Raw genomic sequence first — 25,609 nt, 5'->3', positions numbered from 1 at the left:
CCTTCCAGATGCCTCGCGATCTGACAGGACGGGGTTCCTTCTTCAAAGGCATCGACGTGAAGGCAGTCATTTTGGCCGGGGGTCTGGGCACCCGGATCTCCGAAGAAACGCACCTGAAGCCCAAGCCCATGGTGGAAATAGGCGGCAAGCCCATCCTATGGCACATCCTGAAGCTGTACTCGCATCACGGCATTCACGACTTCGTGATCTGCTGCGGCTACAAGGGCTATGTCATCAAGGAGTACTTCGCCAATTACTTCCTGCATATGTCGGACGTCACTTTCGACATGAGCACCAATCGCATGGAAGTTCACCAGAGGCACGCCGAGCCTTGGCGCGTGACGCTCGTCGATACGGGCGAAAGCACCTTGACGGGCGGACGCTTGAAGCGGGTGCGCGACTACGTCAAGAATGAGGACGCTTTCTGCTTCACCTACGGAGACGGCCTGAGCGACGTGGACATCGGCGCGTCGATCCGCTTTCACCGCGAGGCCGGCCGCCTGGCGACGGTCACGGCAGTGCAGCCGCCGGGACGCTACGGAGCGCTCAAGCGCGAGGGCAATCAGGTGACGGGCTTCACGGAAAAGCCCCGTGGCGACGGCGGCCTGATCAATGGCGGCTTTTTTGTGCTGTCTCCCGCCTGCCTGGACCGTATCGAGGGCGACCAGACTAGTTGGGAGGGCGATCCGCTGACTTCGCTCGCGCGCGACGGTCAATTGATGTCATTCGAACATGAGGGTTTCTGGCAACCCATGGACACCCTGCGGGAAAAGAACCTGCTGGAAGACCTATGGGCATCGGGTCAAGCGCCGTGGAAGGTCTGGGCGTGAAGCAGCCGGACGACCATGTCCTGGCCAATCCCAATCCCGCCTTCTGGCAAGGCCGGCGGGTGCTGCTGACCGGGCACACCGGGTTCAAGGGAAGCTGGCTCGCCCTGTGGCTGCATCGCCTGGGCGCCCAGGTAACGGGTATTGCGCTGGCGCCTGCCGGCGAACCCAATCTGTACGAATTGGCGCGCGTCGGCGACCTATGCGACAGCCACTACATCGACATCCGCGATGCGCACGCCTTGGCTGAGCAGATCCGCCGCTCCAGGCCCGAGATCGTCTTCCACCTGGCCGCGCAAGCGCTGGTGCGCACCGGATATGCGGATCCCCTGGGAACCTACGCCGCCAATGTGATGGGCACCGCTCATGTGCTCGATGCGCTGCGCGGCCTGGAGAGCGTAGCGGCCGCGGTGATGGTGACCACGGACAAGGTCTACCGCAACCTGGAACACGCCTATCCCTACCGCGAGGACGATGCGCTGGGCGGGCACGACCCCTACAGCGCCAGCAAGGCGGCCAGCGAGCTGGTGATAGCCAGCTACCGCGACACCTGGCTTTCGCCGCAGGGCACGGCCATGGCTTCGGCGCGCGCGGGCAATGTGATCGGCGGCGGCGATTGGGCGGCCGACAGGCTGATTCCCGATGCGATCCGCTGCTGGCAGTCAGGTCAACCCTTGCCGATACGCCGCCCTCAGGCGATCCGGCCCTGGCAACACGTGCTGGAACCAGTAAGCGCCTATCTGCGCCTGGCTGAGGCCCTGCACGCCCGGTCGGCGCCGGCCGCCGCCTACAACTTTGGCCCGCACACGCACGAGGCCGCCACGGTGCGCCAGGTAATCGCCCTGGCGCGGCAGGCCTACGGTCGTGGCGACATCCAGTGGGGCGACGGCACCGAAGGGCCACATGAGGCCGGCTGGCTGGCGCTGGAAATCGCCCGGGCGCGCGAAGCGCTGAACGTGCACCCGCGCTGGAACCTGGAGACGTCGATCCACAGGACCATGACCTGGTACCGCAACCAGCGCGCGGGCGCAAATGCCCGTGCGCTATGCGAGGCCGACATCCAGGCTTTCGAGGCGCTGGGAGCCGCGCCATGAGCCGTTTTTCTATCACCGAAACCGGCATCGAGGGCTTGCACGTGGTCGAACGCCAGCGTCTGGGCGATGAACGAGGCTTCCTGTCACGGTTGTTCTGCGCCGAGGAACTGGCGGCCGCTGGCTGGCGCAAACCCATTGCACAAATCAATCACACCAGGACCCGAATCCAAGGCACGGTGCGTGGCATGCATTTCCAACGCCCGCCGCACGCCGAGATGAAGCTCGTGAGCTGCCTGCGTGGCGCGGTATGGGATGTAGCCCTGGACCTGCGTGCCGGATCGCCCACTTTCCTGCAATGGCGCGCCGTCGAATTATCGGCCGACAACGCCCGCGCCTTGCTGATTCCCGAGGGGTTCGCGCACGGTTTTCAGGCGCTGAGCGAGGACTGCGAACTGCTGTACCTGCACTCCGCGCCCTATGCCGCCCAAGCCGAGGGTGGCATATCGGCCACCGACCCGGCGCTCGCGATCGAATGGCCCCTGCCCCTCGCCCTGCAGTCTGCGCGCGATAAAACGTTTCCCAGGCTGCCCGAGGGCTTTACCGGATTGGACCTGAATCAATGAATTGCCGTCATTGCGGCGCCCTGCTGCGTCATGCATTCCTTAACCTGGGCTTCGCTCCGCCCTCAAACGCCTACTTGCGGGCCGAGGATCTCAAACGGCCCGAAACCTATTTCCCGCTGAACACCCGCGTCTGCGACCAATGCTGGCTGGTGCAAACCGAGGATTACGCGCAGGCGGATGCACTGTTCGGCCCGGACTACGCCTACTTTTCCAGCACGTCCAGCGGATGGCTGGCCCACGCGCGCCAGTATGCGCAGGCCATGACACGCCGTCTCGGACTGCACAAGGACAGCTTCGTCATCGAGGTCGCCTCCAACGACGGATATCTGCTGAAGAACTTTGTCGCCGACGGCATTCCCTGCCTGGGCATCGAACCGACGGCCAGCACGGCGGCGGTGGCTGAGCGCATCGGCGTACCGGTACTGCGCGAGTTCTTCGGCGAGGCGCTGGGCCGCCAGCTAGCCAGCGAAGGCCGCCGGGCCGACCTGATCGCGGGCAACAACGTCTACGCGCACGTGCCCGACATCAACGACTTCACGCGTGGCCTAGCCGCCGCCCTGAAGCCGGAAGGCACGATCACGCTGGAGTTTCCGCATCTGCTGCGCCTGATCCAGAACAACCAGTTCGACACCATCTATCACGAACATTTCTCATACCTGTCCGTGCATGCAGTGCGACGGATCTTCGAAGCCTGCGGGCTGCGCATCTACGACATCGAGGAACTGCCCACGCACGGAGGCAGCGTGCGGGTCTATGGCTGCCACGCCGCGGCTGCGCTCGCGCAGCAGCCCGACGTCGAGCGTGTGCTACAGCTGGAAAAGGAAGGCGGCTTGTTGGATCTGGCCACGTACCAGGCCTTTCAGGCGCGTGCCGACCGCGTCAAGGACGATCTGTTGGCCTTCCTGATCGAGCAAAAGCGTTTGGGCAAGACCGTGGCGGCCTACGGCGCCGCGGCCAAGGGCAACACGCTGCTGAACTATGCCGGCGTCAAACCCGATCTGCTGCCATTCGTCTGCGATGCAGCGCCGGCCAAGCAAGGCATGTATTTGCCAGGCAGCCACATCCCCATATTTGAACCACAGGCGCTGGCCTCGCAGCGACCGGACTACGTCCTGATCCTGCCGTGGAACATCGCGACGGAGGTCAAGGAACAAAACCGGGGCCTTGCCGAGCAGGGAACGAAATTCGTGGTGGCAGTGCCGAAACTGGAGATTCTGTGAAATCCCGCATCTATTACACCAAGCCGTCCATTACCGATCTGGAAGTGCGCTACGCCACGGATGCGGCAGCCCACGGCTGGGGCGATCGCTGCTACGAGTACATCGGGCGGTTCGAGCAGGCATTCCGGGAACACCTGGGCGTTGAACATGCGATGGCCACCTCAAGCTGCACGGGAGCCCTGCACCTGGGGATGGCGGCGCTCGGCATCGGTCCAGGAGATGAGGTCATCCTGGCCGACACCAACTGGATCGCAACGGCCTCGCCAATTGTGCACTTGGGGGCCAAACCGGTCTTCGTCGATATCTTGCCCAGCACTTGGTGCATAGACCCGGGTGCGGTGGAAGCCGCCATCACCCCTCGAACCCGCGCCATCGTGGCTGTCCATTTGTATGGCAATCTTTGTGACATGGACGCGTTGCTGGAGATAGGCGCGCGCCACAACATCCCTGTGATCGAAGATGCCGCCGAAGCGATCGGATCTGTCTATCATGGCAAGCGCGCCGGTTCCATGGGACGTTTTGCATCGTTCTCGTTCCATGGCTCCAAGACCATGACCACGGGCGAAGGAGGCATGTTTGTCACTCAGGACGCCGAGCTGTACGAACGCGTGCTGACCTTGAGCAATCATGGCCGCGCGCGGGGCGAGACGAAACAGTTCTGGCCGAATGAGGTTGGATTCAAATACAAGCTCTCCAACATCCAGGCGGCTCTCGGTTGCGCACAGATGGAGCGCATCGACGAACTGATCGCGCGCAAGCGCGAGATCCTGGCGACATACCGAAGCGGCTTGAGCGTGCTGGACGGCGTATCGATGAACCCCGAACCCGCAGGCACGATCAATGGCGCATGGATGCCCACCGCGGTGTTCGACGAACGCACCGGGGTCAGCCGGGAAAAGCTGCAGGCCGCCCTGAACGCCGAGAACGTGGATGCGCGCGTGTTTTTCTGGCCGCTGTCCAGCCTGGAAATGTTCGAGCCTGTGCGCAGCAACAGGCAGGCGTGGTCCATCCCGGGACGCGCGATTAATTTGCCTAGTTACCACGATATGGACGCCACGCAGATTGCGCGGGTGATCGACGTGCTTCACCGGATGCTCCGATGAAGACCGACAACGGCTACCTGATCTGGGGAAGCGCGGGCCACGCGCTCGTGCTGGCAGACTTGCTCTTCTTGAAGGGTGAAAGCGTCGTGGCCTTGTTTGACAACAATCCAGATGCCTCTTCGGTGATTGAGGGCGTGCCGCTCTACCATGGCACGCAAGCCCTGAAAAACTGGGTTGAAACGCTGGACGGCCAGCAGCCTGGCCAGGCCGCCGTCGCCATCGGAGGAAGCCGTGGGTCGGACAGGCAAGGCATCTCGGATCTGTTGCGCAATCAGGGCTTCACCCTGCCGCCGCTGATCCATCCGACCGCATATGTTGCACCCTCGGCGCAGATTTCGGAGGGCTGCCAACTACTGGCAAATAGCATGATCGGATCTGGCGTGCGCATGATGCGCGATTGCATCATCAATAGTTCCGCAAACATCGATCACGAGTGTCTGCTCTCCCCCGGCGTGCATGTAGCCCCAGGCGCGACGCTATGCGGCTGTGTCTCGGTCGGCGAAAACACCATGATCGGCGCCGGCGCCTGCATTCTTCCAAGAGTGAAAATCGGAGCCAATTGCATCATAGGCGCAGGCTCAGTGGTGCTAAGAGACGTACCGGATTTTTCCGTTGTGGTCGGCAATCCGGCCAGAACCATCAAGTGCACCAGCAATCAATAATCGGATTATCAATGGACGATTCAGCAATTTTCAGAGAATCACGCATCCACGAAATACAACGTATGGGAGAAGATTCGGATCTTGGAAGCAAAACATCCTCGTGGCTGCAGACCGCAAATGGCCAGAAGTACTCCTACCATTTCGACTGGTTGGGCTTGCCGATCATTCAGTACCCGCAGGACATCGTGGCAATGCAGGAATTGATCTGGGCAGTCAAGCCAGATCTGATCATAGAGACGGGCATTGCAAGGGGAGGATCGCTGGTGTTCAGCGCGTCCATGCTCGCCCTGCTGGACATGGCTGACGCCATCGAAACCGGCACGACTATCGACCCGAGGAAATCGAAACGGAAAGTGCTCGGGGTGGACATCGACATTCGCGACCATAATCGGACCGCCATCGAGGCGCATCCCATGGCTACGCGCATACAGATGATCCAAGGCTCCAGCATCGCCCCTGAGACCGTCGCGCAGGTACTTGCGGCCGCTGCGGGATATGAACGAATCCTGGTTTGCCTGGACAGCAACCATACGCATGAGCATGTTCTTGCAGAGTTGGAAGCGTATGCGCCCTTGACCAGCCCTGGCAGCTATTGCGTCGTATTCGATACCGTTATAGAAGACCTGCCCGCTTCCATGTTTCCAGATCGACCCTGGGGCCCTGGAAACAACCCGAAGACGGCGGTATGGGAGTATCTGAAGTCGCATGCCGAGTTCGAAATCGACCGGACGATTCCCGACAAGCTGCAGATTACTGTGGCGCCAGACGGTTTTCTCAAGCGCCGTTAGGCATTTGCCGCTAGGCCAGCCGCCACTGGGGCGAGCGCCAACTCAGGCAGACTGCTGAGTTGGCGCTGAAGAATGCGGCGGCCGATGACGTCTTGAAGCAAAATCCGGACCGGCGTCCGAGCAATGCCTACTCGGTTCAGGAGCCTGCGCGCTTTTCAGCCCAGACGGCGAACATTTCACGGTAAGCTGCTTCCAGCTTCTCAATAAAGGCGCCCTGATCCATAAGATCGCTCTTCGCAAAGCGCGCCGGCAGGGTCCGGCGTATGTCAGCCAGCGCTTGCACATCAGAGGCTAGCGACACGGCCTTTTCCACATAATCCGCGTCATCCACAGCGATCCAATCCGTGTGCCCCAGGCTATGCAAGGGTGAGGAACCTATCCGTCCCACGCTGGGTCGATCCGCCATGGTGATATAGGGAACCCCCGCGCACAGCATATCCAACAGGGTGGTGCCGGCATTGTGCGGGAAGCAATCAAGCCCTATGTCGGCATGGCGCAAGGAATGCCAGGGAGGACTGGTGTACCCCATCATCAGCCGATGTGCCGGGATGCCGTGCTCAGCAAACTTTGCCTGGATTGTGGCGCAGGTTTCCGGGTCGGCGAAATCCATGCTGTTAAGTACCAGCCGCGACCGAGGAACAGCCATCAGAATCCGAGCCCAGCCCCGGATCACCCGCTCGTTGATGCGAATGACGCGCGAAAGGCTGATAAAGGTAATGAAACCCTCGGCCACTGCTGGCAGGGCGCCCGGCTCAGGAATATCGGCCCAATGCGGCTGGTAGACCGTCCAGCTACCCTCGAGGCGCCAGATCTTTTCGGCAAACAACTGCTCCGAGCCCTGAGGACATAACGCCTCGTTGCCCAGGAAATAATCGATGGCCGAGACACCCGTGGTGTAACCGTAGCCCAGCCAGGTCAGCGAAACCGGGGCAGGTTTGCGAGCGAAAACCCCTAGCCGGTGGCCGCCGGTGTGGCCGGACATATCAACCAGGATATCGATGCCGTCGTCGCGAATACGCTGGGCGGCCTGATCATCCTTCATTCCGTAGATCGAAACCCATTGATCGGCCATCTTGCGAAAGCGCGCCGTGGCGGAATCTTCCGCCCCCATGTTGGCATAGGCATAGACTTCAAAGGCCGACTTGTCGTAACAGGCAAAGATCGGTTCCAGGAACCGCGCGACCGCGTGATCTTTGAAATCCGCGGATACGTAGCCGATCCTGAGCTTTCTTTTCAGGCTACGTGAATTCCTGTGCGTTTTCCAGCTTGTGTAATGCGGTCGGCACAGTTCGTTTTCGAACGCCTGGTAGTCCTGGAAAATCTGGTCGGCGTTGCGGTCGGGATCGTAGTTCGCAAAGAACAAGAGATTGTGGTAAATCGCAGCCCGGTAATCGCCCACCGCGTCGGCGCGGTTCAGCAGCTCGCGGCAATGGGCGATGCCCTCGCGGATCTTGCCCTGGCGCGTGTAGACGGCAACCAGATTAACTCCCAATGGGCGAAATTCCGGATCAACGGCCATCCCATGGCTTAAATACTGCTCCGCCGCCGCGACGCGGGCCGCATGCAGGCAAGCCAACGCGACGGCATTGATCAGCTGCCCCGAGCCAGGCCGGCCATGCATTGCGAGCCGACCTACGCGGATGGCCTCATCGTTATGGCCGGCCTGTGACAGCACTATGGCCAGCAGCTCGCCATAGCCTGGATCAGCTCGAAAGCTGTCGCGCATCTGCCTGAGAACGCCAAGCGCTTCATCGTACCGTCCCTGTCCCGAAAGGCTGCGCACCAACGCCGTCCAACCTTCGATGCGAGCCGGCTGCTTCTCGATTTCGCGGCGGGCCAGCGGTTCCACCTGGCCGTAGGCCAGTTCCTCGAGAAGTCTTTGCAGATGATCGAGCCGTGCCTGGTCCTGCGGCGTGCTGGGCCCGAAACGAGCCTGTGGGTCAATGTCGGCCAGGCAGGCCTGGACATAAAGCGACCAGCCGGCGGACTTCCCGTGATGTGCGTCGAGATTCCGTCCGAGCAGGTCCAACCACGTGGTCTTCGAACCGGTCAGCAGCCCTGATTTCCAAAGTTTGGACAGGACTCCGCTGTGCACAACTTCTTGGACGCTTGCCAAATCAGACAAGCCATGAGCGTCCAGTTGACCCCTGTCGAGGGTTTCGGGGAGGAATGCTTCCGCGTCGATCCGACCGCCCTGGCCGGCCACGAACTCCGTTTCATGGCTCGTCAATCCGGGATCGACCGCCCCCCCCCAGAAGTTCCAATGCGCCAGAGCCTGCGACGGACCGCCGTTGCCCTCAGCCTGGTCGCCAATAGGAGACGGGCGCAATTGCGCCAACGAAGGCGCCAGATACAGACGCCCCTCTTGTAGCCCATCGCAAGGACCGGCGCCCAAGCAGTAATGGAGCATGTCCGCGGCGAAAAGCGGACGCAGGAAGGACAGCACCTCGTTGCAGGAAAGGCCGGAAGCATGTGACCATTGCTCAACCGACAGGCTGCGCGGCCAACTGGCAGCCAGCGCGTCCAACAGCCGGGCGTCGTTGGCGCCGGCAATCGTCCAGGAGCGTCCCTGCTCATTCCGGTAGATCTGGCCCGCCTGCGCCGGCCGCCAGTCGCTGGGTTCGGAGTAGCCTGCCCAACGCAGGTCGGCCAAGCGTTCCAGGTCGGGTTGAGTCCGGATGCCGGTCCCGAGATCTGCGCGCGCCAGCAGTGCGTGACGCTGCGCGCGACCACTGGCGAAATCCAGGTACTGCAGTCGGGTGGCCTCGGCCTGACCGAGACCCAGCAAGCTGTTGGTGGCCCGCACGCCATCGCCCCAATGCCGCGCCACATCCAGCTGAGGACGGGCATCGCCCACGCAGGCCAGGCCAGCCTGCAGGGCCCGTTGCGCGAATTCCACAAAATAGCTGCCCGCGACCGTGGGGCTATTGAGGATGACGTCCAAATGGCCGCGCTGGATGTCAGCTTTCATGACGCCAGCAACTTCACGCAGCGCCGGTGCCAGCGAATTGGCGTTGGCCAAGCCATCTTCGAACAGGCTCAAGGCTGCCAAGGCTTGATCGCGTAGCGACTCAGGCGGCGTATCCGAGGAACTGTTGTGCAGATGCAGCAGGATCGCGTCGCGCACGATCTCGGATGCTTTGGCGCCGGGATAGACCGGATAGCCGATGCAGGCCAGGCCGGAGGGCGAGAGCAGGCTTTCGCAGGTCTGCAGCAGATAGGTGGCCGCTTCTGCGGGCAGGTAGCCGTACAGGCCTGGGACGAGGATGTAGTCGAATCGGCCCAGGTTCCCGTCGATCTGGTCCAGGCTTGTCAACAGGTATTGCAGATTGTCCGGCGTGGCCTGAGGCGTGGCGTGTTGGGATCCGCCGATGCTCACGACCAGGAATTGCGCCCGCGGGTACGCCAGGGCAAGTGGCGCCAACGCCGGCTCGGGTCCCATGCCAATGCATAACACGCGCGCCTGATCTATTGCCGGGGCTTCGATGCCGTACAGATAGGCAGCCGCGCGCAATCGATCCAGGCTGGGCAAGGTGACAATGGGAGTCGTGGGCATGATTCGTGCGTAATTGTAGGAATACGAGAATGCGCACGATGATACAGAGCGGACCGCTCGGAGAAAGCCTTGAAAAACGGCCTAAGAAGGGTGTACGGCATGCAATCGAACGGCGGCGGCCGAATTGCGTTTTCGCCTGGCGATGCCGCAGCGCACCAGGCTCGGTGCCTGTAAAGCACCGAGCCTGGCTAGCCAAAGCCGCTGGCGGCAAACCTCTCAATGGCCTCGGGGCGGCTTACAGCCCCATCGCCGGGTCCGTCACCGACGGGCGGCCGGTTTCCACGCGACCGGCAAAGCGGCGCAGATAGGCAGGATCTTCGGCCAGGCGCACAGTGAAGTCGTACCAGCCCTGGCTGCCTTCCAGCGCCCAGTGCTGTTCGACCTGGCCGCCCGCGGGCACCGTGAACTTCCAGCGCTCGTGGTTGGCGTAGTAGGCGTTGGGCGCGACTTCGAAGGTGCAGGGACTCTTGCCGCCGTTAATGAAGCTGACGTAGACGTCGCCCTTGGCGATTTCGTAGCAGACGCGGATCTCCGGCGCCAGCGCCGACGTGCGGGCCAGGGCCAGGTCGCCCGCGAAATGGCGGTGGTAGCCGTTGGGGCCCAGCACCCACAGGTCGTACTTGCCGCCGTCGGCCGCCGTGTCCCAGTTGCCTTCCAGCTGCTTGTCCGGCTCCACCGTGTAGCGGCGCGGCAGGCGGTCCAGGTGCAGGCGGTCATAGACGTGGAACACCGCCGCCTGCTTGCCCGTGTTGGAAAACACCAGGCGCATGGCGCCCGTGTCCGGCTGGGCACGTGCGCTGGTGTGCAGTTCGTAGGGCAAGGCGCGGGAATAGCGCACGCCCTGCTCCTGCACCGGCTTGGCCTGGGTGCTGGGATCGGGCAGCGGCACGGCCTTCAGCGCTTCCTGCGCGCTGCGCTCGCTGTCCGAACCCGCGCGGGTCAGCAGGTTCAGGTCGGGCAGCTTTTCGTTGTTGGGCGTGGCGAAGTTGAAGGCCGAAGTCAGGTCGCCCAGCACCGCGCGGCGCCAGGGGCTGATGTTGTCTTCGGCCACGCCGAAGCGGGCTTCCAGGAAGCGCAGCACCGAAGTGTGGTCGAAGGCCTGCGAGTTGACCCAGCCGCCGCGGCTCCACGGCGACACCACGTACATGGGGACGCGCGGGCCCGGGCCGTAGACGCGGTCGTCGGCGGCGTCCTGGGCGGAGGCATGGGTATGGCGCTCCAGGTCGGTGTTGACGGTGGAGGCGCCGGCCATCGAGCCGTCCGGGTTCAGCGAGGGCGCGGCGGGCGGCGGCAGGTGGTCGAAATAGCCGTCGTTCTCGTCGAAGTTGATGAGCAGCACGGTCTTGCTCCAGACCTCGGGGTTGGCCGTCAGCGCGTCCAGCGTTTCCTGGATGTACCAGGCGCCCTGGATCGGGCTGGACGGGCCGGGGTGCTCGGAATACGTGGCGGGCGCCACGATCCACGACACCTGCGGCAGCGTGCCGTTGACGGCGTCCTCGCGCAGCGCCTTCAGGAAGCCGCCGTCGGGCATGGTGTTGGCCGTGCCCTTGTACAGCGGATTGGCGGCATCCATGGACGGCGTCCAGGCCGGATAGGGCGCGCCGTTGGCGCTGTTGCCGGCCAGCTCGTTGGCGCGGCGGTATTGCTTGAAGCCGGCCAGCGGGTTGTCGCCGAAGTTTTCGGGCAGGTTCTGGTAGACCTTCCAGCTGACGCCGGCTTCCTGCAGGCGCTCGGGATAGGTCTTCCAGGTCCAGCCGGTGGACGAAGCGCCCAGGCTGTCCCACTGGTTGCGGGTCGAGGGGCCGTTGCCCAGGGCCAGCGGATCGTTGGTGCCGGTCCAGTGGAACAGGCGGTTGGTGTTGGTGCCGCCGTGGGTAGAACAGTGATAGGCGTCGCACAGCGTGAAGGCTTCGGCCAGCGCGAACTGGAACTCCACCTCTTTCTTCTTGTAGTAGCCCATGGACTGGTTCTGCTTGTAGCGCGGCCAGTGGTCCATGCGGCCGCCGTCCCAGGCCATTTGCGCGTCCACGTAGTCGTGCGGCGTGCCGGCCACGCGCTGGGCGTTGCCCTGGCTGCTGTCCAGGTGATACGGCATCACCACGCGGGTGCCGTTGCTCTGCTCCCAGACCGAACGCTTTTCAGGCAGCGGAATGGTGATGCGGTCGCCGAAGCCGCGCACGCCCTTGAAGGTGCCGAAGTACATATCGAAGGAGCGGTTTTCCTGCATCAGGATGACCACGTGCTCGACGTCATTGATGGTGCCGGTGCGGTTGTTGGCGGGGATGGCCAGCGCGCGGCGGATCGCCGGCGGGAACATCGACAGCGCGGTCAGGCCTGCGGTCGAGGCGGCGGCGTTGCGCAGGAAGCGGCGCTTGCCGGCGTGGACCTGGTCTTTATCGAACGTCACGGATTCTATTCCTATGGATCTGGAGGGAGCGCCGCTCAAGGCGCGCAACGCAATTCGGGTTTGACGGGCTCGGGCTTCGGCGTTTCGGGCTGGCCGGTGCCGGGGTCCTTGCCACCGTCGTCGTCGCCGTCATCGCCGCCGCAGGCAGCCAGCGTGGCGCTCAGCATCAGCACCGCGCCCAGGCGCAGGAAACCGCGCAAGATCATGGACATGCTCATTTTTTTATCCTCGGTACATCAGGGAAACAGTTCGGAAACGGACTTGCCGGACAGGGCGAGCGACTTCACTTCAGCTTCGGTGAGCGCGCGCGACCAGTACGCCAGGTCGTCGAAATACATCGTGTAGGGACCCTTGGTGCCGGCGCAGCAGACGCCATAGGTGCCGCGTCCGTCTTCGTTCAGGCCCAGGTGCGGCCCGTAGACGCCCGCGATCTTGGTCAGGTCGACCGAGCCCGTGCCGATGGTGCGCTGCGAGAAGCCCAGTTCGCTGTCGTAGACGGAGGCCGTCAGAGTCTTGGCCGTCTTGTTCACGGTCATCGCAACGTAGACCGGCTTGTTCGGGGTGAACTTGACGTTGTTGATGTCGACACGCGAGCCGCCGCCAGCCAGGTTGAAATACAGCACCGGACCTGCCCACTGCGCGATGGTGATGCCAGGGTTGCCGCCGGAGTTGTAGTCCTTGTTGCCCAGGATGGACCGGTCGTTGGCGGTGCCGTCGGACTGGTACCAGAAGCCGATGGTGAAGGCCTGGGCCGCGTCCAGCATGCCTGCCGGATAGTCCAGCTTGAAGCCGCCCAGGGCCGCCGCGCTGCGGTCGTTCTTGAACATCTTGCCGAACACGCCCGTGTCGGCGTAGGCCGGCGCCTGCGTGCCGTCGAACGGCGTGATGGCTCCGCCGCCCGCGGCGATGTCGGTCATATTGCCTTCGAACGGGAACAGCATCGTCAGGCCAGTGCGCAGCGAAGCCAGCAGCGGCAGCGGTTTGGTGTAGGCCACGGTGGTGCGCGCGGCGCTGACCGCGTTGCCGACCGCCACGCTGTAGTTCAAGGTGTGCACGCCCTCGGTGTCGAACTTGAAGCCCTTGTCCACATACTCGGCGACCGTGCCGGCCACGCGTGCGATCTCCACGCCGTCGCGGCTGACCACGATGTCGCCGGCCGGCTCGCCCACGCGCACCCAGCTCAGCGTCACGCTCTTGTTGTCGGTCGAGGTGCGGGCCGCGGTGTGGCGCAGTGCCAGCTTGCCGGCAAGCGAGGTGCCCGCCATGTCGTACTTGGCGGCGGGCGGCAGGACCTTCAGGTGGTCCAGCACCGTCGGCGCCACATCGGCCGCGCTGGGCAGCGCGTACCAGTTGTTGTCCCACAGGCCGTCGAACGACGCGTCGTCGGCGCTGCCGCCCAGCAGCGCAGGCTGGTTGGCGGCCAACAGGATGGTCTTGTTCGAGGACATGGGACGGCCGTCGCTGGCGCCGGTCTTGCCCAGGCCGTGGCTGGAAGCCACGATCACCAGCCACTTCTCGCCGGGGTGCTCCGCCTTGCGGTCGGCGATCTGCTTGGTCAGCGCGCCGATGGCGGCGTCGGCCTGGCGGATCGCGCTGTCATAGGCCGAGCCGAAGCCGTTCTCCGAGGCAATCCGTTCCGGCGCGCCAAACTGCGCCACCACCACGTCATAGCCTTCGGTGATGCGGTCGCGCGCCTGGGCGGCGACGCAATCGTCCGCGCCGGCGCAGTCGGTCAGCGACTGCAGATAGCCCGCGTCGCGCTGGCCGGCGATAAGGCCGGCCACCACGGTCGAATTGAAGGCGGCGGCGGTGCGCGCTTCGGGGCGCGCCTGCTTGATGCGCTGGAACAGGGTCGGCGATTGCAGCGTTTCGCCCTGCACGCTGTAGCGCACGCCGTGCTGGTCGGCCCATTGCCCGGTCAGCAGCGTCGCCCAGCCCGGCGCCAGTAACGTGGGCTGCTGCGTGGGCGCGTCCGTCACGCCGCCGGTCCAGGCGCGCGTGGCGTTGAGCTGCGCGAGGTTCGGCAAGGCCTTGTCGGCCACGCCGCGGCGCATCGCGTCATAGGTCAGGCCGTCGACGCCGATGAACAGCACCTTGTCGGCGGGCGTCGGGTCCGGCTGGGTCACAGGCGGCTGGGTCGGCGGCGCGTCGGTGTCGTCGTCATCGTCGCTGCCGCCGCAGCCCGCCAGGGCACTGGTCGCCAGCAGGGCCGCGCACCATCTTCTCCAATTCAATGCTTGCATGCTTCTCTTCTCTAGTCATGAACAGGGTTTTATGCAGGGCCACATGATGGCCAGCCAAGGTGAAAGCCCCGTGAAGCAAAGAAGAGAAACCTTGATCGACGGATCAGGATTCTTTTGCGCGCAGCCATGGCGCAGGCGCCGCGCATCGCGGGCTTGTCATGTGCGGCGGCTATAGTCGGCGCGGTCTCAACCCGCCACGCACGTTCAATCCATGCCCCTGTTCCTGCGCCCGACCCTGCCCGCCGCATTCCGCATACTCGCCGTGCTGGCCCTGGCCGCCGGCCTGGGCGTATGGACGTCGATCCTGCTTGCGCCCAAGGCTGGCGCCCTGCCTCCCGCGGTGTCGGCGCAAGCGCCGCGCGCTGCCGACAACACGCCCGTGGCGTTGTGGTTCGGCAAGGACGAGGCCATGCGCACACAGATCTCCGTGCTGGGCGTGATCGCCGCAGGCGCCGATGGCGCCGCCGTGCTCAGCATCGACGGCGGTCCGCCGCTGGCCTGGCGCGCGGGCGGCGAAGTGGCCCCCGGCATCGTGCTGCGCGAAGTCGCCGCGGACGCGGTGACGGTGGAACAGGCTGGGCGCGCCAGCCGCCTGCCGGCTCCGGCCGCCCTGCCCGCTCCCGCAGGCATATCGCGCGAAAAGTGAGCCGCGCCGCAGGCGCTGCGACGCGCGCCCCGGGCGCAGACCGGACCTGCCCGCATTTGGCCGCGCCGTCACTATTGCTGTCATATTTCATGTCCACAATCCTCCGCTCCTACTGAAAGACCGGAGTCATCAAGTGCGTCAGTTACCGCGCGGGCTTGCCCGCCAGCAAGGTTTCACCCTCATCGAGATCATGGTGGTGATTGTGATCATGGGGATACTTGCGGCGCTGATCGTCCCCCGCGTGCTGGATCGTCCCGACCAGGCCCGCCAGGTCGCCGCGCGCCAGGACATCGCCGGCATCATGCAGGCGTTGAAGCTGTACCGCCTGGACAATGGCCGCTACCCCAGCACTGCGCAGGGCTTGCGCGCGCTGGTGCAGAAGCCCGAAGGCGTGAACAACTGGCGCGGGTACCTGGACAAGCTGCCCAACGATCCCTGGGGCCATCCCTACCAATACCTGAGCCCTGGCGTCAAAGGCGATATCGACGTGTTCTCGTTCGGCGCCGACAACAAGCCCGGCGGAGAGAGCGGCGATGCCGACATCGGCTCCTGGGAACTCTGAACGCGGCTTCACGCTGGTCGAAGTCCTGGTGGTGCTGGTGATCGTGGCGATCGCGGCCAGCATGGTGAGCCTGTCCGTGGGCCGCGGCGAGAACCGCTTGCGCGGCGACGCCCTGCGCCTGGCCGACGCCTTCACCGTGGCCCAGAGCGAGGCCCGCAGCGACGGCCGTCCCATCCGCTGGCTCGCCAACGGCCAGGGCTGGTCGTTCGAACGCCAGGGGCGGCTGCCAGGCCCGAACGCCGAGGACGACAGGCCGCTGCCGCCGGACCGGCTGGAGCGCGACGAGGTGCTGCGCCCGCAATCCTGGTCGGCGGCGCCGGTGGCGCTACGGCTCGATCCGGACCGGCCGCTGGTGTTCAACACGGAATGGGTCGCCGCGCCGGTCACGCTGACGCTGAGCGCGGGCGATGCCCGCGTCACCTTGCAGCGCGACGCCGCGGGCCGCTATGAAATTCAATGAGCCGCCCCGCCCGCCCGATCGGCAGCGCGGGTTCACGCTGATCGAAGTGCTGGTGGCCCTGGCCATCATCGCCGTCGCCATGGGCGCCGCCCTGCGCGCGACCGGCGTCATGGCGGAAAACAACCGCGCCCTGCAGGACAAGACGCTGGCGCTGCTGGCTGCGCAGAACGCGCTGGCCCAGTTGCGGCTGGAACAAGCGCTGCCGCGCGCAGGCACGCGCAGCGCGCCCTGTGCTCAGGGCGGCCGGGCTTTGCAGTGCGAAATGGAGTTTACGAATTCGATGAACCGCAGCTTCCGCCAGGTGTCGATCAGGGTGCGCGACGCCGGCGCCGCGCAGGCGGACGCCGTACTGCTGCAGCTGGATGGCCTCTTGTCCAGCCTGAGATAGCCATGCGCCGCCCTCCCCGATCCCAAGCCGGCTTCACGCTGATCGAAGTGCTGGTGGCCCTGGCGCTGATGGCGCTGGTCAGCCTGATGGCCTGGCGCGGCCTGGCCAGCGTGTCCGGCGCGCGCGAGCGGATCGAGGAACAGGCCGAGGACATCGACGCCATCGTCCGCACACTGGGCCAGATGGCGCGCGATGTGGAGCTGTCCTACACCGGACCCGGCTTCGAGCCGGCGGGTCTGGACGCGCAGGCCTACACCAGCGGCCTGCGCCTGCTGCGCCGTGCAGGCGGCGGGCCCGTGTTCGAGATCCTGCGCCCCGACCCTGACGGCAACGGCCTGTGGCAGCGCGTGCAATGGCAGGTGCGCAAGGACGGCCTGTGGCGCGCCAGCGGGCCATCGGCGGCGCGCAGTCCGCTGCCCGCGGCGGACAACGGCATCCTCCTGCTGCCCGGCACGCGAGCCTTGACGCTGCGCGCCTGGGTGCCGGGTACCGGTTGGGTGAATGGCGAAGGCAATCAGGCCGCCGCTCCGACCGGCCTGGAGATCGTGCTGGAACGCGGCGCCCCGGGATCCCCCGAGCGCTATACCCGCGTGCTGGAGCTGCCATGAGACGCCCGAGTAACGCAGAACGCGGCGCAGCGGTCATCAGTGCGCTCATCATCGTCGCCATCGTCGCGGCCTTGACCACCAGCCTGTTCCAGCGCCAGACCGCCAGCACGCGGCGCGTGGAAAACGAGATGGCGCGGGTGCAGGCGCGCGCCATGCTGGCGGGCGGCATAGACTGGGCCCGCCTGATCGTGCGCGACCACAGCAAGCGCGAATCCATCACCCGCGGCGACCAGATCTGGGCCACCCCGGTACTCGACACGCGCATCGAACGCCCCGGCGACGAACGCGTCGCGGTGTTCTCCGGCCGCGTGCAGGACGAACAAGGCAAGTACAACCTCTATAACCTGGCGAACAATGGCGTGCCGCAGCCCGAGCAGGAACGGGTGCTGCGCCGGCTGCTGAACACGCTGCAACTGCCCGACACCTTGGCCGCGCGCATGGTGGACATCATGTCGGCCGCGCAGCCCGTGGCGCCGCCGGCGGATGCGCCGGCGGCGCCGCCAGGACGGCCCGCGCCCGACGCCCGCGCCCCTTTGCCGCGCGGCGTGGACGAAGTGGCGGCCCTGCTGGCGCTGGAGCCGTCGGCTCGCAACGAGCTGCGCCGCACGATGACGGTGCTGCCCGTTTCCACCAGCGTCAACGTCAACACCGCGCCCGCGGAGGTGCTTGCGGCACTGGTGCCCGGCCTGTCGCTCAGCCAGGCGCGTTCCATGGCGGGCGAGCGCGACCGCGGCAACTGGTTCAACAATTCCGGCGATTTCGCCAATCGTCTGGCGGGCGCGGGGGTCAAAGCGCCTGCGCCCGCCGTCGCCACCACCAGCGGCTGGTTCCTGGCCAGCGGCACCGTGGCCTATGAGCGGGCGCGCATCTCCATGCAGGCGCTGCTGCGCAGTTCACCGCCCGCCGCCCCAGACACCTTATGGACCAGAGAAATACCTTGAAGAACATCCTGCGCATCGCGCTGCCGCCGCTGGACGAGTTCGGCGCCGGCTCTCTCCTGCCCTATGCCTGGTTCGACCGGCGCGGCCGCTGCGCCCGCCAGGGCGAGCTCGCGCTTGAGGCGCTGGGCCATGCCTATCCCCACGCCGCCTGCGAAGCCGTGCTGCATCCCGCCGACGTGATCGCCGCCAGCGTGCAGATCCCCGCGGTGGCGCGCGCCCGATTTGCCGCCGCGGTGCACAGCGCCCTGGAGCCGCTGGTGCTCAGCGACCTGGACGCGCTGGCCATCGGCCACGGCCCGCGCTCGACCGACGGCACGGTGCCGCTGGCCTGGGCCGCGCGCGAACCCGTGCGCCGCGGCTGGAGCCTGCTGAATGCGCAGGGCTTGCGCACGCAGGCGCTCATCGCGCCGCAAGCGCTGGGGGCCGAAACCACGGCGCCATTGCGCGACCCTGCCGATCCCCGCTGGCAGGCGCCCTCGCCTTCGTGGTCGCTGGCCATGCCCCAGCTGGCGCCGGCCCGCGTCTCGGCCTGGCGCCCCGCCTGGCGCTGGGGCGCGGCCGCGGCAGTGGTCTGGATAGGCGGGCTGAACCTGTACGCCTCGCAATTGCAAGCCGAAGCCGACGCGTTGCGCAACGGCATGCACGCGCAGGTCCTGGCCGCGTTCCCCGACCTGCCGGTGGTCCTGGATCCGCCGCGCCAGGCGCAGCAAGGCCTGGACGCGCTGCAGGCGAACCGCGGCGCGGCCAATGCCGCCGACTTTCTGCCCCTGGCGCGCGCCGCGGCCCAGGCCCTGCCCTTCGCCGCCGACAAGGTAGCCCGCCTGGGCTACGCCGAACAGGCGCTGACGCTGCAACTGGCGGATGCCGGCGAGCAGTCGCAACGCGTGGCTGAGACGCCCGCGCTGATCCAGCAAGCCGCGGCCCTGGGCCTGAAGCTCGAACGCGGCGACAACGACACCACCTGGCGCATCGTGCGCGCGCAACCATGAAACTCCCGCAAGCCCTGCATGCGGCCAGACAGTCGCTGGCCAAGACCCTGACTCCCGCGCTGGCGCGCGCCGGACTACGCTACCAGGCGCTGGCGCCGCGCGAGCGCCGGCTGGTGACCGCGGCTGCCCTGCTGCTGGGCGGCGCGCTGGTCTTCGTGACCCTGATCGAACCGCCCCTGAACACGCTGCGCAAACTGCAGGCGGAATTGCCCGCGCTGCGCGGCCAGGCGGCCACGGTCGCGGACCTGACCGCCCAAGCCACGGCGTTGCGGCGCAAATCCGCGGCGCCCGCCGGCGCCTTGCCCAGCGCCGCGGAAATCGGCGCCTCGCTGGAGCGCGCCGGACTCGCCGCGGAACAGTGGGCGCTGGGCGAGCCCGAACACGGCCCGGGCGTGCTGCTGACGCTGAAGCAGGCGCCCTCTTCGGCCTTGCTGCGCTGGCTCGACGGAGCAGCGCGCGATTGGGGCCTGGCGGTCAAGGAAGTGCAGCTCACCCGTGCCGCCAATGTCAACGGGCGGCCGCTGCCCGGCCTGGTCAATGGCAAGGTGAGCCTGATGGCGCCGCAAGCTTCGGAGCGTGGCTGAGATGTCCGGCTTCCCGCTTTCCAAACGTTCCGCCGCCCTGCTCCTGGCCGGCGCCGTCTGCGCCGCCGCGGGCGCCGTCACCGTGCTGCCCGCGCGCTGGCTGCTGGCCCTGCTGCCGGACAAGGCGCCGGTCACGTTGGCCGACGCCAGCGGCACCTTGTGGCGCGGCAGCGCCTGGATCGCGCTGGGCCCGCCTGGCGCGCGCCGCATGCTGCCGCAACCGGTGCAATGGCAATGGCGCTGGGACGTGCTCGCTCTGGATATCTCCCACCCCTGGCTGCAAGGTCCCTTGCGCGCCACGCCCGGCTGGAACGGCGTGTCCGTGCCGGCCCAGTCGCTGCGCGCGCCCGCCTCCATCCTGTCCGCGCTGGGCGCGCCGTGGAACACCATTGCCCCCCAGGGCACGCTGGAAGTCCGCTGGCAGCCGCTGCGGCTGGGCGCGCCCCTGCCCGCCGGCCCCGTGGCCGAACTGCGCTGGCGCAACGCCAGCACCGCGCTGACGCCGGTGGCGCCCGTGGGCTCGTATCTGCTGCGGGTACAAGGCGGCAAGTCTGGCGCCACGCTGGCGTTGAGTACGGAAAGCGGCCTGCTGGACGTCAGCGGCCAGGGCAGCGCGGGCGGGCGCGGCGGCCTGAAGTTCCAGGGCCAGGCAACCTACGCCGGCGCCGCGCGCGAGGCGGATCGGGCGGCGCTGGACGGACTGTTGTCGGCGCTGGGGCGGCGTTCGGGGGATGTGGCGTCGTTCGGCACCTAGGCACAGCGACAAGTCGCTGGCGTTCCCCATCGTCCGCTAGGCGTCCCGCGTCACCCGCAGGATTTCCTCCGGCGAGGTCTGCCCGCTGTCGACCCAGCGCTGCCCATCCTCACGCATGGTGCGCATGCCTGACGCGGCCGCCGCGCGGCGCAGTTCGCGTTCGTCACGCCCTTCGTGGATCAGCCGGCGCGCCTCGTCGTCCACCGTGAAGAGTTCGTGGATGCCGGAACGCCCGCTGTAGCCGGTATGGTTGCAGGCGTCGCAGCCCACCGGATGGAACACACGCGCGCCGTCCTGCGTGGCGGGTTTCTTGCAGGCCGGGCAGAGCTTGCGCACCAGGCGCTGCGCCAGCACGCCCAAAAGCGATGACGCCAGCAGGAAAGGTTCCACGCCCATGTCCGTGAGTCGGGTCACGGCGGACACCGAGTCGTTGGTGTGCAGCGTAGCCAGCACCAGGTGACCGGTGAGCGAGGCCTGCACCGCGATCTGCGCGGTCTCCAGGTCGCGGATTTCGCCGATCATGATGACGTCGGGGTCCTGCCGCAGAATCGCGCGCAGGGCCAGCGCGAAGCTCATGTCGATCTTGGCGTTGACCTGCGTCTGGCTGATGCCGGCCAGGTCGTATTCGATCGGGTCCTCGACCGTCAGGATGTTGCTGGTGGACGCGTCCAGGCGGCTCAAAGCCGCGTACAGCGTGGTGGTCTTGCCGCTGCCGGTGGGCCCCGTCACCAGCACAATGCCGTGCGGCTGGCGGATCAACCGGTCCAGCTGGCCCAGCACGCCCGCGTCCATGCCCAGCTTCTCCAGCTGCAAGCGCCCCGCTTCCTTGTCCAGCAAGCGCAGCACCGCGCGTTCGCCGTGCCCGGTGGGCAAGGTGGACACGCGCACGTCTATGGGCCGTCCACCCACGCGCAGCGCGATGCGGCCGTCCTGCGGCAAGCGCTTTTCGGCGATGTCCAGGTGCGCCATGATCTTGATGCGCGAGATCAGCGCGGCGTGCAGCGCCTTGCGCGGCGACACCACGTCGCGCAGGGTGCCGTCGACCCGGTAGCGCACCACCGAGTGGGTCTCGAAGGGTTCGATGTGGATGTCGCTGGCGCCGTCGCGCGCCGCCTGGGCGAACAGCGCGTTGATCATGCGGATCACGGGCGCGTCGTCCTGGGCCTCCAGCAGGTCCGCCACCTCGGGCATGTCCTGCATCAGGCGGTCCAGGTCGATCTCGTTCTCGGCCACGCCCATCACCGAGGCCGCATCCTCCGAATGGCTGTAGGCCGCGGTCAGCAAGGTTTCCAGCGCCTGGTCCTCGACCTGCGCCAACTCGATGTCGCCGTGGCAGCGGCGGATCTCGCGCACCGCCCATTCCGGCGTGCGCGGGCTGACGGTCAGCCGGGCCTGGCCGCCGCGCAGCGACAGCAGCGCGCGCTGCGCCCGCGCCCAGGCATAAGGCAAGGGGTGCGCGCTCATAGCAGCGTATCGGGGTCCACGGCCACGCTGTGCATCAGCGTGCGCGACACGCGGATGGCGCCCGACGCGTCGCGCGCGGGTTCCATGCCGGCATACTGGCGCACGGCGAAGGACTGAGCCGTGACCGGCGCCGGCCGGCGCAGCGTTTCAGCCTGATGTTCCGGACGCAGGTCATAGGCGTTGTTGGACACCGAGGGCGCGGAGCCCGGCGGCGGCAGCATCGGCGCCTGCATGTCGGGCAGCGCCCAGTGCTGGCCCGGCTGCACCGCCGCCTGCGCGCGGCGCATGTAGTCGTAGCGGTCCATGGTGACGCCCGCCGTGCGGTTGGCGTCGCGCACCACATAGGGGCGCAGGAACACCATCAGGTTGGTCTTGGTGCGCTTGCGCGTGTCGTAGCGGAACAGCGAGCCGATCACCGGCAAGGATCCCAGCAGCGGCACGCTGTTGGTGGAGAGCGTGACGTTGTCTTCCAGCAGGCCGCCCAGCACGATGATCTGGCCGTCGTCGATCAGCACGCTGGTGTCGATGGCCCGCTTGTTGGTCACGATGCCGGTAGTGGAGTTGGAGCGGCTTTCGTCGATGCTGCTGACTTCCTGGTAGATGTCCAGCTTTACCGCGCCGCCCTCGGAAATCTGCGGCCGGATGTTCAGCTTCAGGCCCACGTCCTCACGTTCGATCGTCTGGAATGGATTGGTGCTGCCGTTGCTGCCCGAGGTCACGTACTGCCCGGTCACGAACGGCACGGTCTTGCCCACCAGGATGCTGGCCGACTGGTTGTCCAGGGTCAGCAGGTTGGGCGTGGACAGGATGTTGGCTTCGCCAGTGTTCTCCATGGCACGGGCCAGCACGCCCAGGTTGATCACCTTGTTGCCCAGCACGTCGACCGTGCCCTTGACCACCCCCAGGCTCAGGCCGCTGCCGATGCCGTCGATGGTGGTCGGCCCCTTGCCGGTGATGCCGCTGCCGCCCAGGTTGGTGCCGCCGATGAAGCTGGTGCCGTCGCTGTTGATGTTGCCGGCGCCCGTCATCCACTGGATGCCGAACTCCGCCGCCTTGGCCTCGCTGACTTCGACGATCAGGCTTTCCACCAGCACCTGCGCGCGGCGCTGGTCGAGCTGGTCGATGACTTCGCGCAGGCTGCGGTACAGCGGCTCGGGCGCGGAAATGATGAGCGAGTTGGTAGCCGGATCGGCCTGGATGGTGGCGCCGCCGGCCGAATACGACACGGCCTGCGTGCTGTTGTCTTCGCGCGAGATGCGTTCCTGTTCGCCCGACAATCCGCCCGTGTTCGAACCGGACATGCCGGCCATGCCCGCTGTCGCCTGGGCCGGCATGCCAGCCGCGGCGTTCTGCGTGCGCGCTCCGCCCTGCGCGCCCGTGCCGCCGCTGGCGCCGCCCGTGGCGCCGGGCGCGGAATTCGCCTGCCCCGTCAGCAACCCGCCCAGGACCTCGGCGATGCGCGTGGCCTGCGCGTTGCGCATGTAGACCACGTGCAGGTTGCCGGCGCGGTTCTGCTGCGCGTCCAGCTTCATGATGAGGTCGCGCGCCAGCCGCGTGCGCGCCGGGCTGCCGGAACGCACCAGCACGCTGTTGCTGCGCGGATCGGCCACCACGGCGATGCGCTGGGTCGGGTCGCTGCTTTGCGTATCCAGCAGTTGCGAGGCCAGGATGGCGAGGTCGGTGGCCACGGCCGAACGCACCGGCACCACGTCGGTGTCGATCGAACTGGGCACGTCGATGCGCGCGATGACCTGCGCGATCCGCTCCAGGTTGTCGGCGTAGTCCGTGACCACCAGCGTGTTGTTGCCGGGATAGGCGTTGATCGGGTTGTTGGGCGGCACCATGGGGCGCAGCACCGGCACCAGGTTGGCGGCGTTTTCGTACTTCAGCGGGAAGACGCGGGTCAGCATTTCGCCGCTGCTGCCCTTGGCAAACGCGGATACTGGCACCGGACCGCGGCCCGCGCCGCCCACGGCTTGCGCGGGACGCGCGCTGCCCGCGACCACGCTGCCTTGCAGCTTGCCGTCGGCCTCGGGCACCACGCGCGTCACGCCGTCGACCTCGACGATGGCAAAACCCTGCATGCGCAGCGCGCCCGTCAGCATCGACAACGCCTGCGCGCTGTCCACGGGACGGTCCGACACCAGCGTCAGCTTGCCCTTGACGCGCGGATCCACCAGGAAGTTGCGCTGCGTGAACAACGACAGCGCGCGCAGCACGGCGGGGATGTCGGTGTCGACGAAATTCAGACTGACGCGATTGTCGGTCTGTTGAGCGTGAGCCCTGCTGGCTGCGGGTCCGAGCTGGCTTGCGGCGAGCAGTACCGCAAGGCTGAATTGCGCAATATGACGCATGACGGGATAGGTGCCTGAAACGTGAAATCGTGTGAAAAAACGTGAAAGCGCGTCGGAGTATACGTGGTGACAGTGCAACACTACGGTCATAATCCGCAGGCATCGTAGCGGCCTTGAAACCCTTTAAATTCGGGGCTTTGCGCGCTTTTTGAATGCGTGCCGGCCATGCTTTCCAGATGCCTTCCTTCCGTTACGAAGCCACCGACGCACTAGGGAAGATCGTGCGCGGCACGATCGACGCCGACAGCGAACGCGGCGCCCGCAACCAGCTGCGCGGCCGCGGCCTGCTGCCGCTGTCCACGTCCCTCGCGGCGCGCGCCGAAGGGTTCGGCGCATCGCTGCGCACGCGCCTGTCGGATGCGGATCTCGCCTGGCTGACGCGCCAGCTCGCCAGCCTGCTGGCCGCGAGCCTGCCGCTGGACGCGGCCCTGAGCGCCACGCTGGAGCAGGCCGAGAAAAAACATATCGCCGCCACCCTGGGCGGCGTGCGCGACGACGTGCGCGCGGGCCACAAGCTGTCGACCGCCCTGGCCGCACGGCCGCGCGACTTTCCGGAGATCTATCGCGCGCTTATCGGCGCTGGCGAGGAATCGGGCGATCTCGCGCAAGTGATGGAGAAGCTGGCGGACTACATCGAGGAGCGCAACGCGCTACGCAGCAAGGTGCTGACCGCGTTCATCTATCCGGCGGTGGTGGCCTGCGTGTCGGTGATCATCGTGATCTTCCTGCTGGGCTATGTGGTGCCGCAGGTGGTGTCGGCGTTCAGCCAGGCCAAGCAGGAACTACCGCTCTTGACGCGCATCATGCTGGCGTTGTCGGACTATGTGCGCGAATGGGGCGTGGCGACGGGCGCGGCGTTGGCGGCGGCCGTCGCGCTGTGGCGGTATGCGTTGCGCGCGCCCGCTGCGCGGCGGGCCTGGCATGCGCGCGTGCTGAAGCTGCCCTTGGCGGGACGCTTCGTGCTGGGTGTGAATGCCGCGCGCTTTGCTTCCACGCTGGCGATACTCTCAGGTAGCGGCGTGGCATTGCTGACGGCGCTGGAGGCGGCGCGCCGCACCCTGGGCAACGATGTGCTGCGCCAGGCGGTGGACGAAGCCTCTGCGCGCGTGCGCGAAGGCGCGTCGCTGTCGGCCTCGCTGGGCGCGCAAAAGGTGTTTCCGTCGCTGCTGGTGCATCTGATCGCCAGCGGCGAGAAGACCGGCCGCCTGCCCGAACTGCTGGACCGCGGCGCGCAGAACCTGTCGCGCGATCTGGAGCGGCGCGCCATGGCCATGACGGCCTTGCTGGAGCCGGCGCTGATACTGCTGATGGGGGGATTCGTGCTGCTGATCGTGCTGGCGGTGATGAGCCCGATCCTGGAGATGAATCAGCTCATCCGCTAGGCTGGAAAATGCGT

23 protein-coding genes are annotated in these 25,609 nt (G+C 66.5%); 17 read left to right on the top strand and 6 right to left on the bottom strand.

The genetic code is table 11. The features are described from left to right. Positions 1-56: 56 nt before the first annotated feature. Genes rfbF through IB259_RS02420 form a run of 7 tightly spaced genes read left to right on the top strand, consistent with a single transcriptional unit; the run spans position 57 to position 6,257 of the window. Entirely contained in the window at positions 57-830 is a 774-nt protein-coding gene (gene rfbF / locus IB259_RS02450; protein ID WP_192327378.1) for a glucose-1-phosphate cytidylyltransferase, read from the top strand. Continuing rightward, on the top strand, positions 791-1,921 hold the full coding sequence (gene rfbG, locus IB259_RS02445) for a CDP-glucose 4,6-dehydratase (RefSeq protein ID WP_192327375.1): 1,131 nt from the start codon (positions 791-793) through the stop codon (positions 1,919-1,921). The genes rfbF and rfbG overlap by 40 nt, the downstream gene beginning before the upstream one ends. Continuing rightward, positions 1,918-2,484 carry a dTDP-4-dehydrorhamnose 3,5-epimerase family protein gene (locus IB259_RS02440; RefSeq protein WP_192327372.1) on the top strand — a complete coding sequence of 189 codons (567 nt, stop codon included), beginning with the start codon at positions 1,918-1,920 and terminating at the stop codon, positions 2,482-2,484. The genes rfbG and IB259_RS02440 overlap by 4 nt, the downstream gene beginning before the upstream one ends. Further along, positions 2,481-3,704 (top strand): class I SAM-dependent methyltransferase, encoded by a 1,224-nt coding sequence (locus IB259_RS02435; protein WP_192327368.1) that lies wholly within the window; start codon positions 2,481-2,483, stop codon positions 3,702-3,704. Before IB259_RS02440 ends, IB259_RS02435 begins: the two co-directional genes overlap by 4 nt. Beyond that, entirely contained in the window at positions 3,701-4,807 is a 1,107-nt protein-coding gene (locus IB259_RS02430; protein WP_192327365.1) for a DegT/DnrJ/EryC1/StrS family aminotransferase, read from the top strand. Before IB259_RS02435 ends, IB259_RS02430 begins: the two co-directional genes overlap by 4 nt. Further along, positions 4,804-5,469 (top strand): acetyltransferase, encoded by a 666-nt coding sequence (locus IB259_RS02425; protein WP_192327362.1) that lies wholly within the window; start codon positions 4,804-4,806, stop codon positions 5,467-5,469. Before IB259_RS02430 ends, IB259_RS02425 begins: the two co-directional genes overlap by 4 nt. 11 nt (positions 5,470-5,480) lie before the next feature. Further along, positions 5,481-6,257 (top strand): cephalosporin hydroxylase family protein, encoded by a 777-nt coding sequence (locus IB259_RS02420; protein ID WP_192327359.1) that lies wholly within the window; start codon positions 5,481-5,483, stop codon positions 6,255-6,257. Positions 6,258-6,393: 136 nt separating this feature from the next. Here IB259_RS02420 and IB259_RS02415 read toward each other — a convergent pair whose 3' ends face one another. The 4 genes from IB259_RS02415 to IB259_RS02400 all read right to left on the bottom strand — a co-directional run bounded on the left by IB259_RS02415 (position 6,394) and on the right by IB259_RS02400 (position 14,463). Next, on the bottom strand, positions 6,394-9,813 hold the full coding sequence (locus tag IB259_RS02415; RefSeq protein ID WP_192327356.1) for a methyltransferase regulatory domain-containing protein: 3,420 nt from the start codon (positions 9,811-9,813) through the stop codon (positions 6,394-6,396). Between the two features lie 235 nt (positions 9,814-10,048). After that, entirely contained in the window at positions 10,049-12,220 is a 2,172-nt protein-coding gene (locus tag IB259_RS02410; RefSeq protein WP_192327353.1) for a phosphocholine-specific phospholipase C, read from the bottom strand. Between the two features lie 35 nt (positions 12,221-12,255). Further along, entirely contained in the window at positions 12,256-12,438 is a 183-nt protein-coding gene (locus IB259_RS02405; protein WP_054456602.1) for a hypothetical protein, read from the bottom strand. Between the two features lie 18 nt (positions 12,439-12,456). Next, a complete protein-coding gene (locus IB259_RS02400; protein ID WP_192327350.1) occupies positions 12,457-14,463 on the bottom strand; it encodes an alkaline phosphatase family protein in 2,007 nt (668 codons plus the stop codon). Positions 14,464-14,674: 211 nt separating this feature from the next. Between IB259_RS02400 and IB259_RS02395 the strand changes: the two genes are divergently transcribed. From IB259_RS02395 to gspN, 9 genes are all read left to right on the top strand, one after another. After that, positions 14,675-15,109, top strand: a complete 435-nt coding sequence (locus IB259_RS02395; RefSeq protein WP_192327347.1) for a general secretion pathway protein GspC — start codon at positions 14,675-14,677, stop codon at positions 15,107-15,109. Between the two features lie 133 nt (positions 15,110-15,242). After that, positions 15,243-15,671 carry a type II secretion system major pseudopilin GspG gene (gspG, locus tag IB259_RS02390; RefSeq protein WP_054456600.1) on the top strand — a complete coding sequence of 143 codons (429 nt, stop codon included), beginning with the start codon at positions 15,243-15,245 and terminating at the stop codon, positions 15,669-15,671. Then, complete coding sequence (gene gspH, locus IB259_RS02385) at positions 15,643-16,131, top strand: type II secretion system minor pseudopilin GspH (protein ID WP_119449500.1); 489 nt, start codon at positions 15,643-15,645, stop codon at positions 16,129-16,131. Before gspG ends, gspH begins: the two co-directional genes overlap by 29 nt. After that, positions 16,118-16,519, top strand: coding sequence for a type II secretion system minor pseudopilin GspI (gene gspI, locus IB259_RS02380; protein WP_175163274.1), 402 nt, complete (start codon positions 16,118-16,120; stop codon positions 16,517-16,519). Before gspH ends, gspI begins: the two co-directional genes overlap by 14 nt. A gap of 2 nt (positions 16,520-16,521) precedes the next feature. Then, positions 16,522-17,127, top strand: coding sequence for a type II secretion system protein J (locus IB259_RS02375; protein ID WP_175213206.1), 606 nt, complete (start codon positions 16,522-16,524; stop codon positions 17,125-17,127). Then, positions 17,124-18,068 carry a type II secretion system minor pseudopilin GspK gene (gene gspK, locus IB259_RS02370; protein ID WP_192327344.1) on the top strand — a complete coding sequence of 315 codons (945 nt, stop codon included), beginning with the start codon at positions 17,124-17,126 and terminating at the stop codon, positions 18,066-18,068. Before IB259_RS02375 ends, gspK begins: the two co-directional genes overlap by 4 nt. Further along, a complete protein-coding gene (gene gspL, locus IB259_RS02365; RefSeq protein WP_225596765.1) occupies positions 18,047-19,057 on the top strand; it encodes a type II secretion system protein GspL in 1,011 nt (336 codons plus the stop codon). Before gspK ends, gspL begins: the two co-directional genes overlap by 22 nt. Beyond that, positions 19,054-19,641: a type II secretion system protein GspM gene (gene gspM / locus IB259_RS02360; RefSeq protein WP_192327341.1), complete on the top strand. Its 588-nt coding sequence runs from the start codon at positions 19,054-19,056 to the stop codon at positions 19,639-19,641. The genes gspL and gspM overlap by 4 nt, the downstream gene beginning before the upstream one ends. Before the next feature lies 1 nt (position 19,642). Beyond that, positions 19,643-20,395 carry a type II secretion system protein N gene (gspN, locus tag IB259_RS02355; RefSeq protein WP_192327338.1) on the top strand — a complete coding sequence of 251 codons (753 nt, stop codon included), beginning with the start codon at positions 19,643-19,645 and terminating at the stop codon, positions 20,393-20,395. Positions 20,396-20,431: 36 nt separating this feature from the next. Here the strand turns inward: gspN and gspE are convergent, their stop codons facing one another. Both gspE and gspD read right to left on the bottom strand, forming a co-directional pair. Continuing rightward, entirely contained in the window at positions 20,432-21,859 is a 1,428-nt protein-coding gene (gspE, locus tag IB259_RS02350; RefSeq protein WP_175163913.1) for a type II secretion system ATPase GspE, read from the bottom strand. Next, on the bottom strand, positions 21,856-24,213 hold the full coding sequence (gene gspD, locus IB259_RS02345; RefSeq protein ID WP_054456591.1) for a type II secretion system secretin GspD: 2,358 nt from the start codon (positions 24,211-24,213) through the stop codon (positions 21,856-21,858). The genes gspE and gspD overlap by 4 nt, the downstream gene beginning before the upstream one ends. Before the next feature lie 176 nt (positions 24,214-24,389). Here gspD and gspF point away from each other — a divergent pair, with 176 nt between their 5' ends. Then, on the top strand, positions 24,390-25,595 hold the full coding sequence (gene gspF / locus IB259_RS02340) for a type II secretion system inner membrane protein GspF (protein ID WP_059374497.1): 1,206 nt from the start codon (positions 24,390-24,392) through the stop codon (positions 25,593-25,595). Positions 25,596-25,609: the final 14 nt, after the last annotated feature.

The organism is Achromobacter sp. ACM04, from assembly GCF_014851465.1.
GTDB classification, from domain to species: Bacteria; Pseudomonadota; Gammaproteobacteria; order Burkholderiales; family Burkholderiaceae_B; genus Achromobacter; species Achromobacter aegrifaciens.
This window is presented reverse-complemented; position numbering and strand designations above follow the sequence as displayed.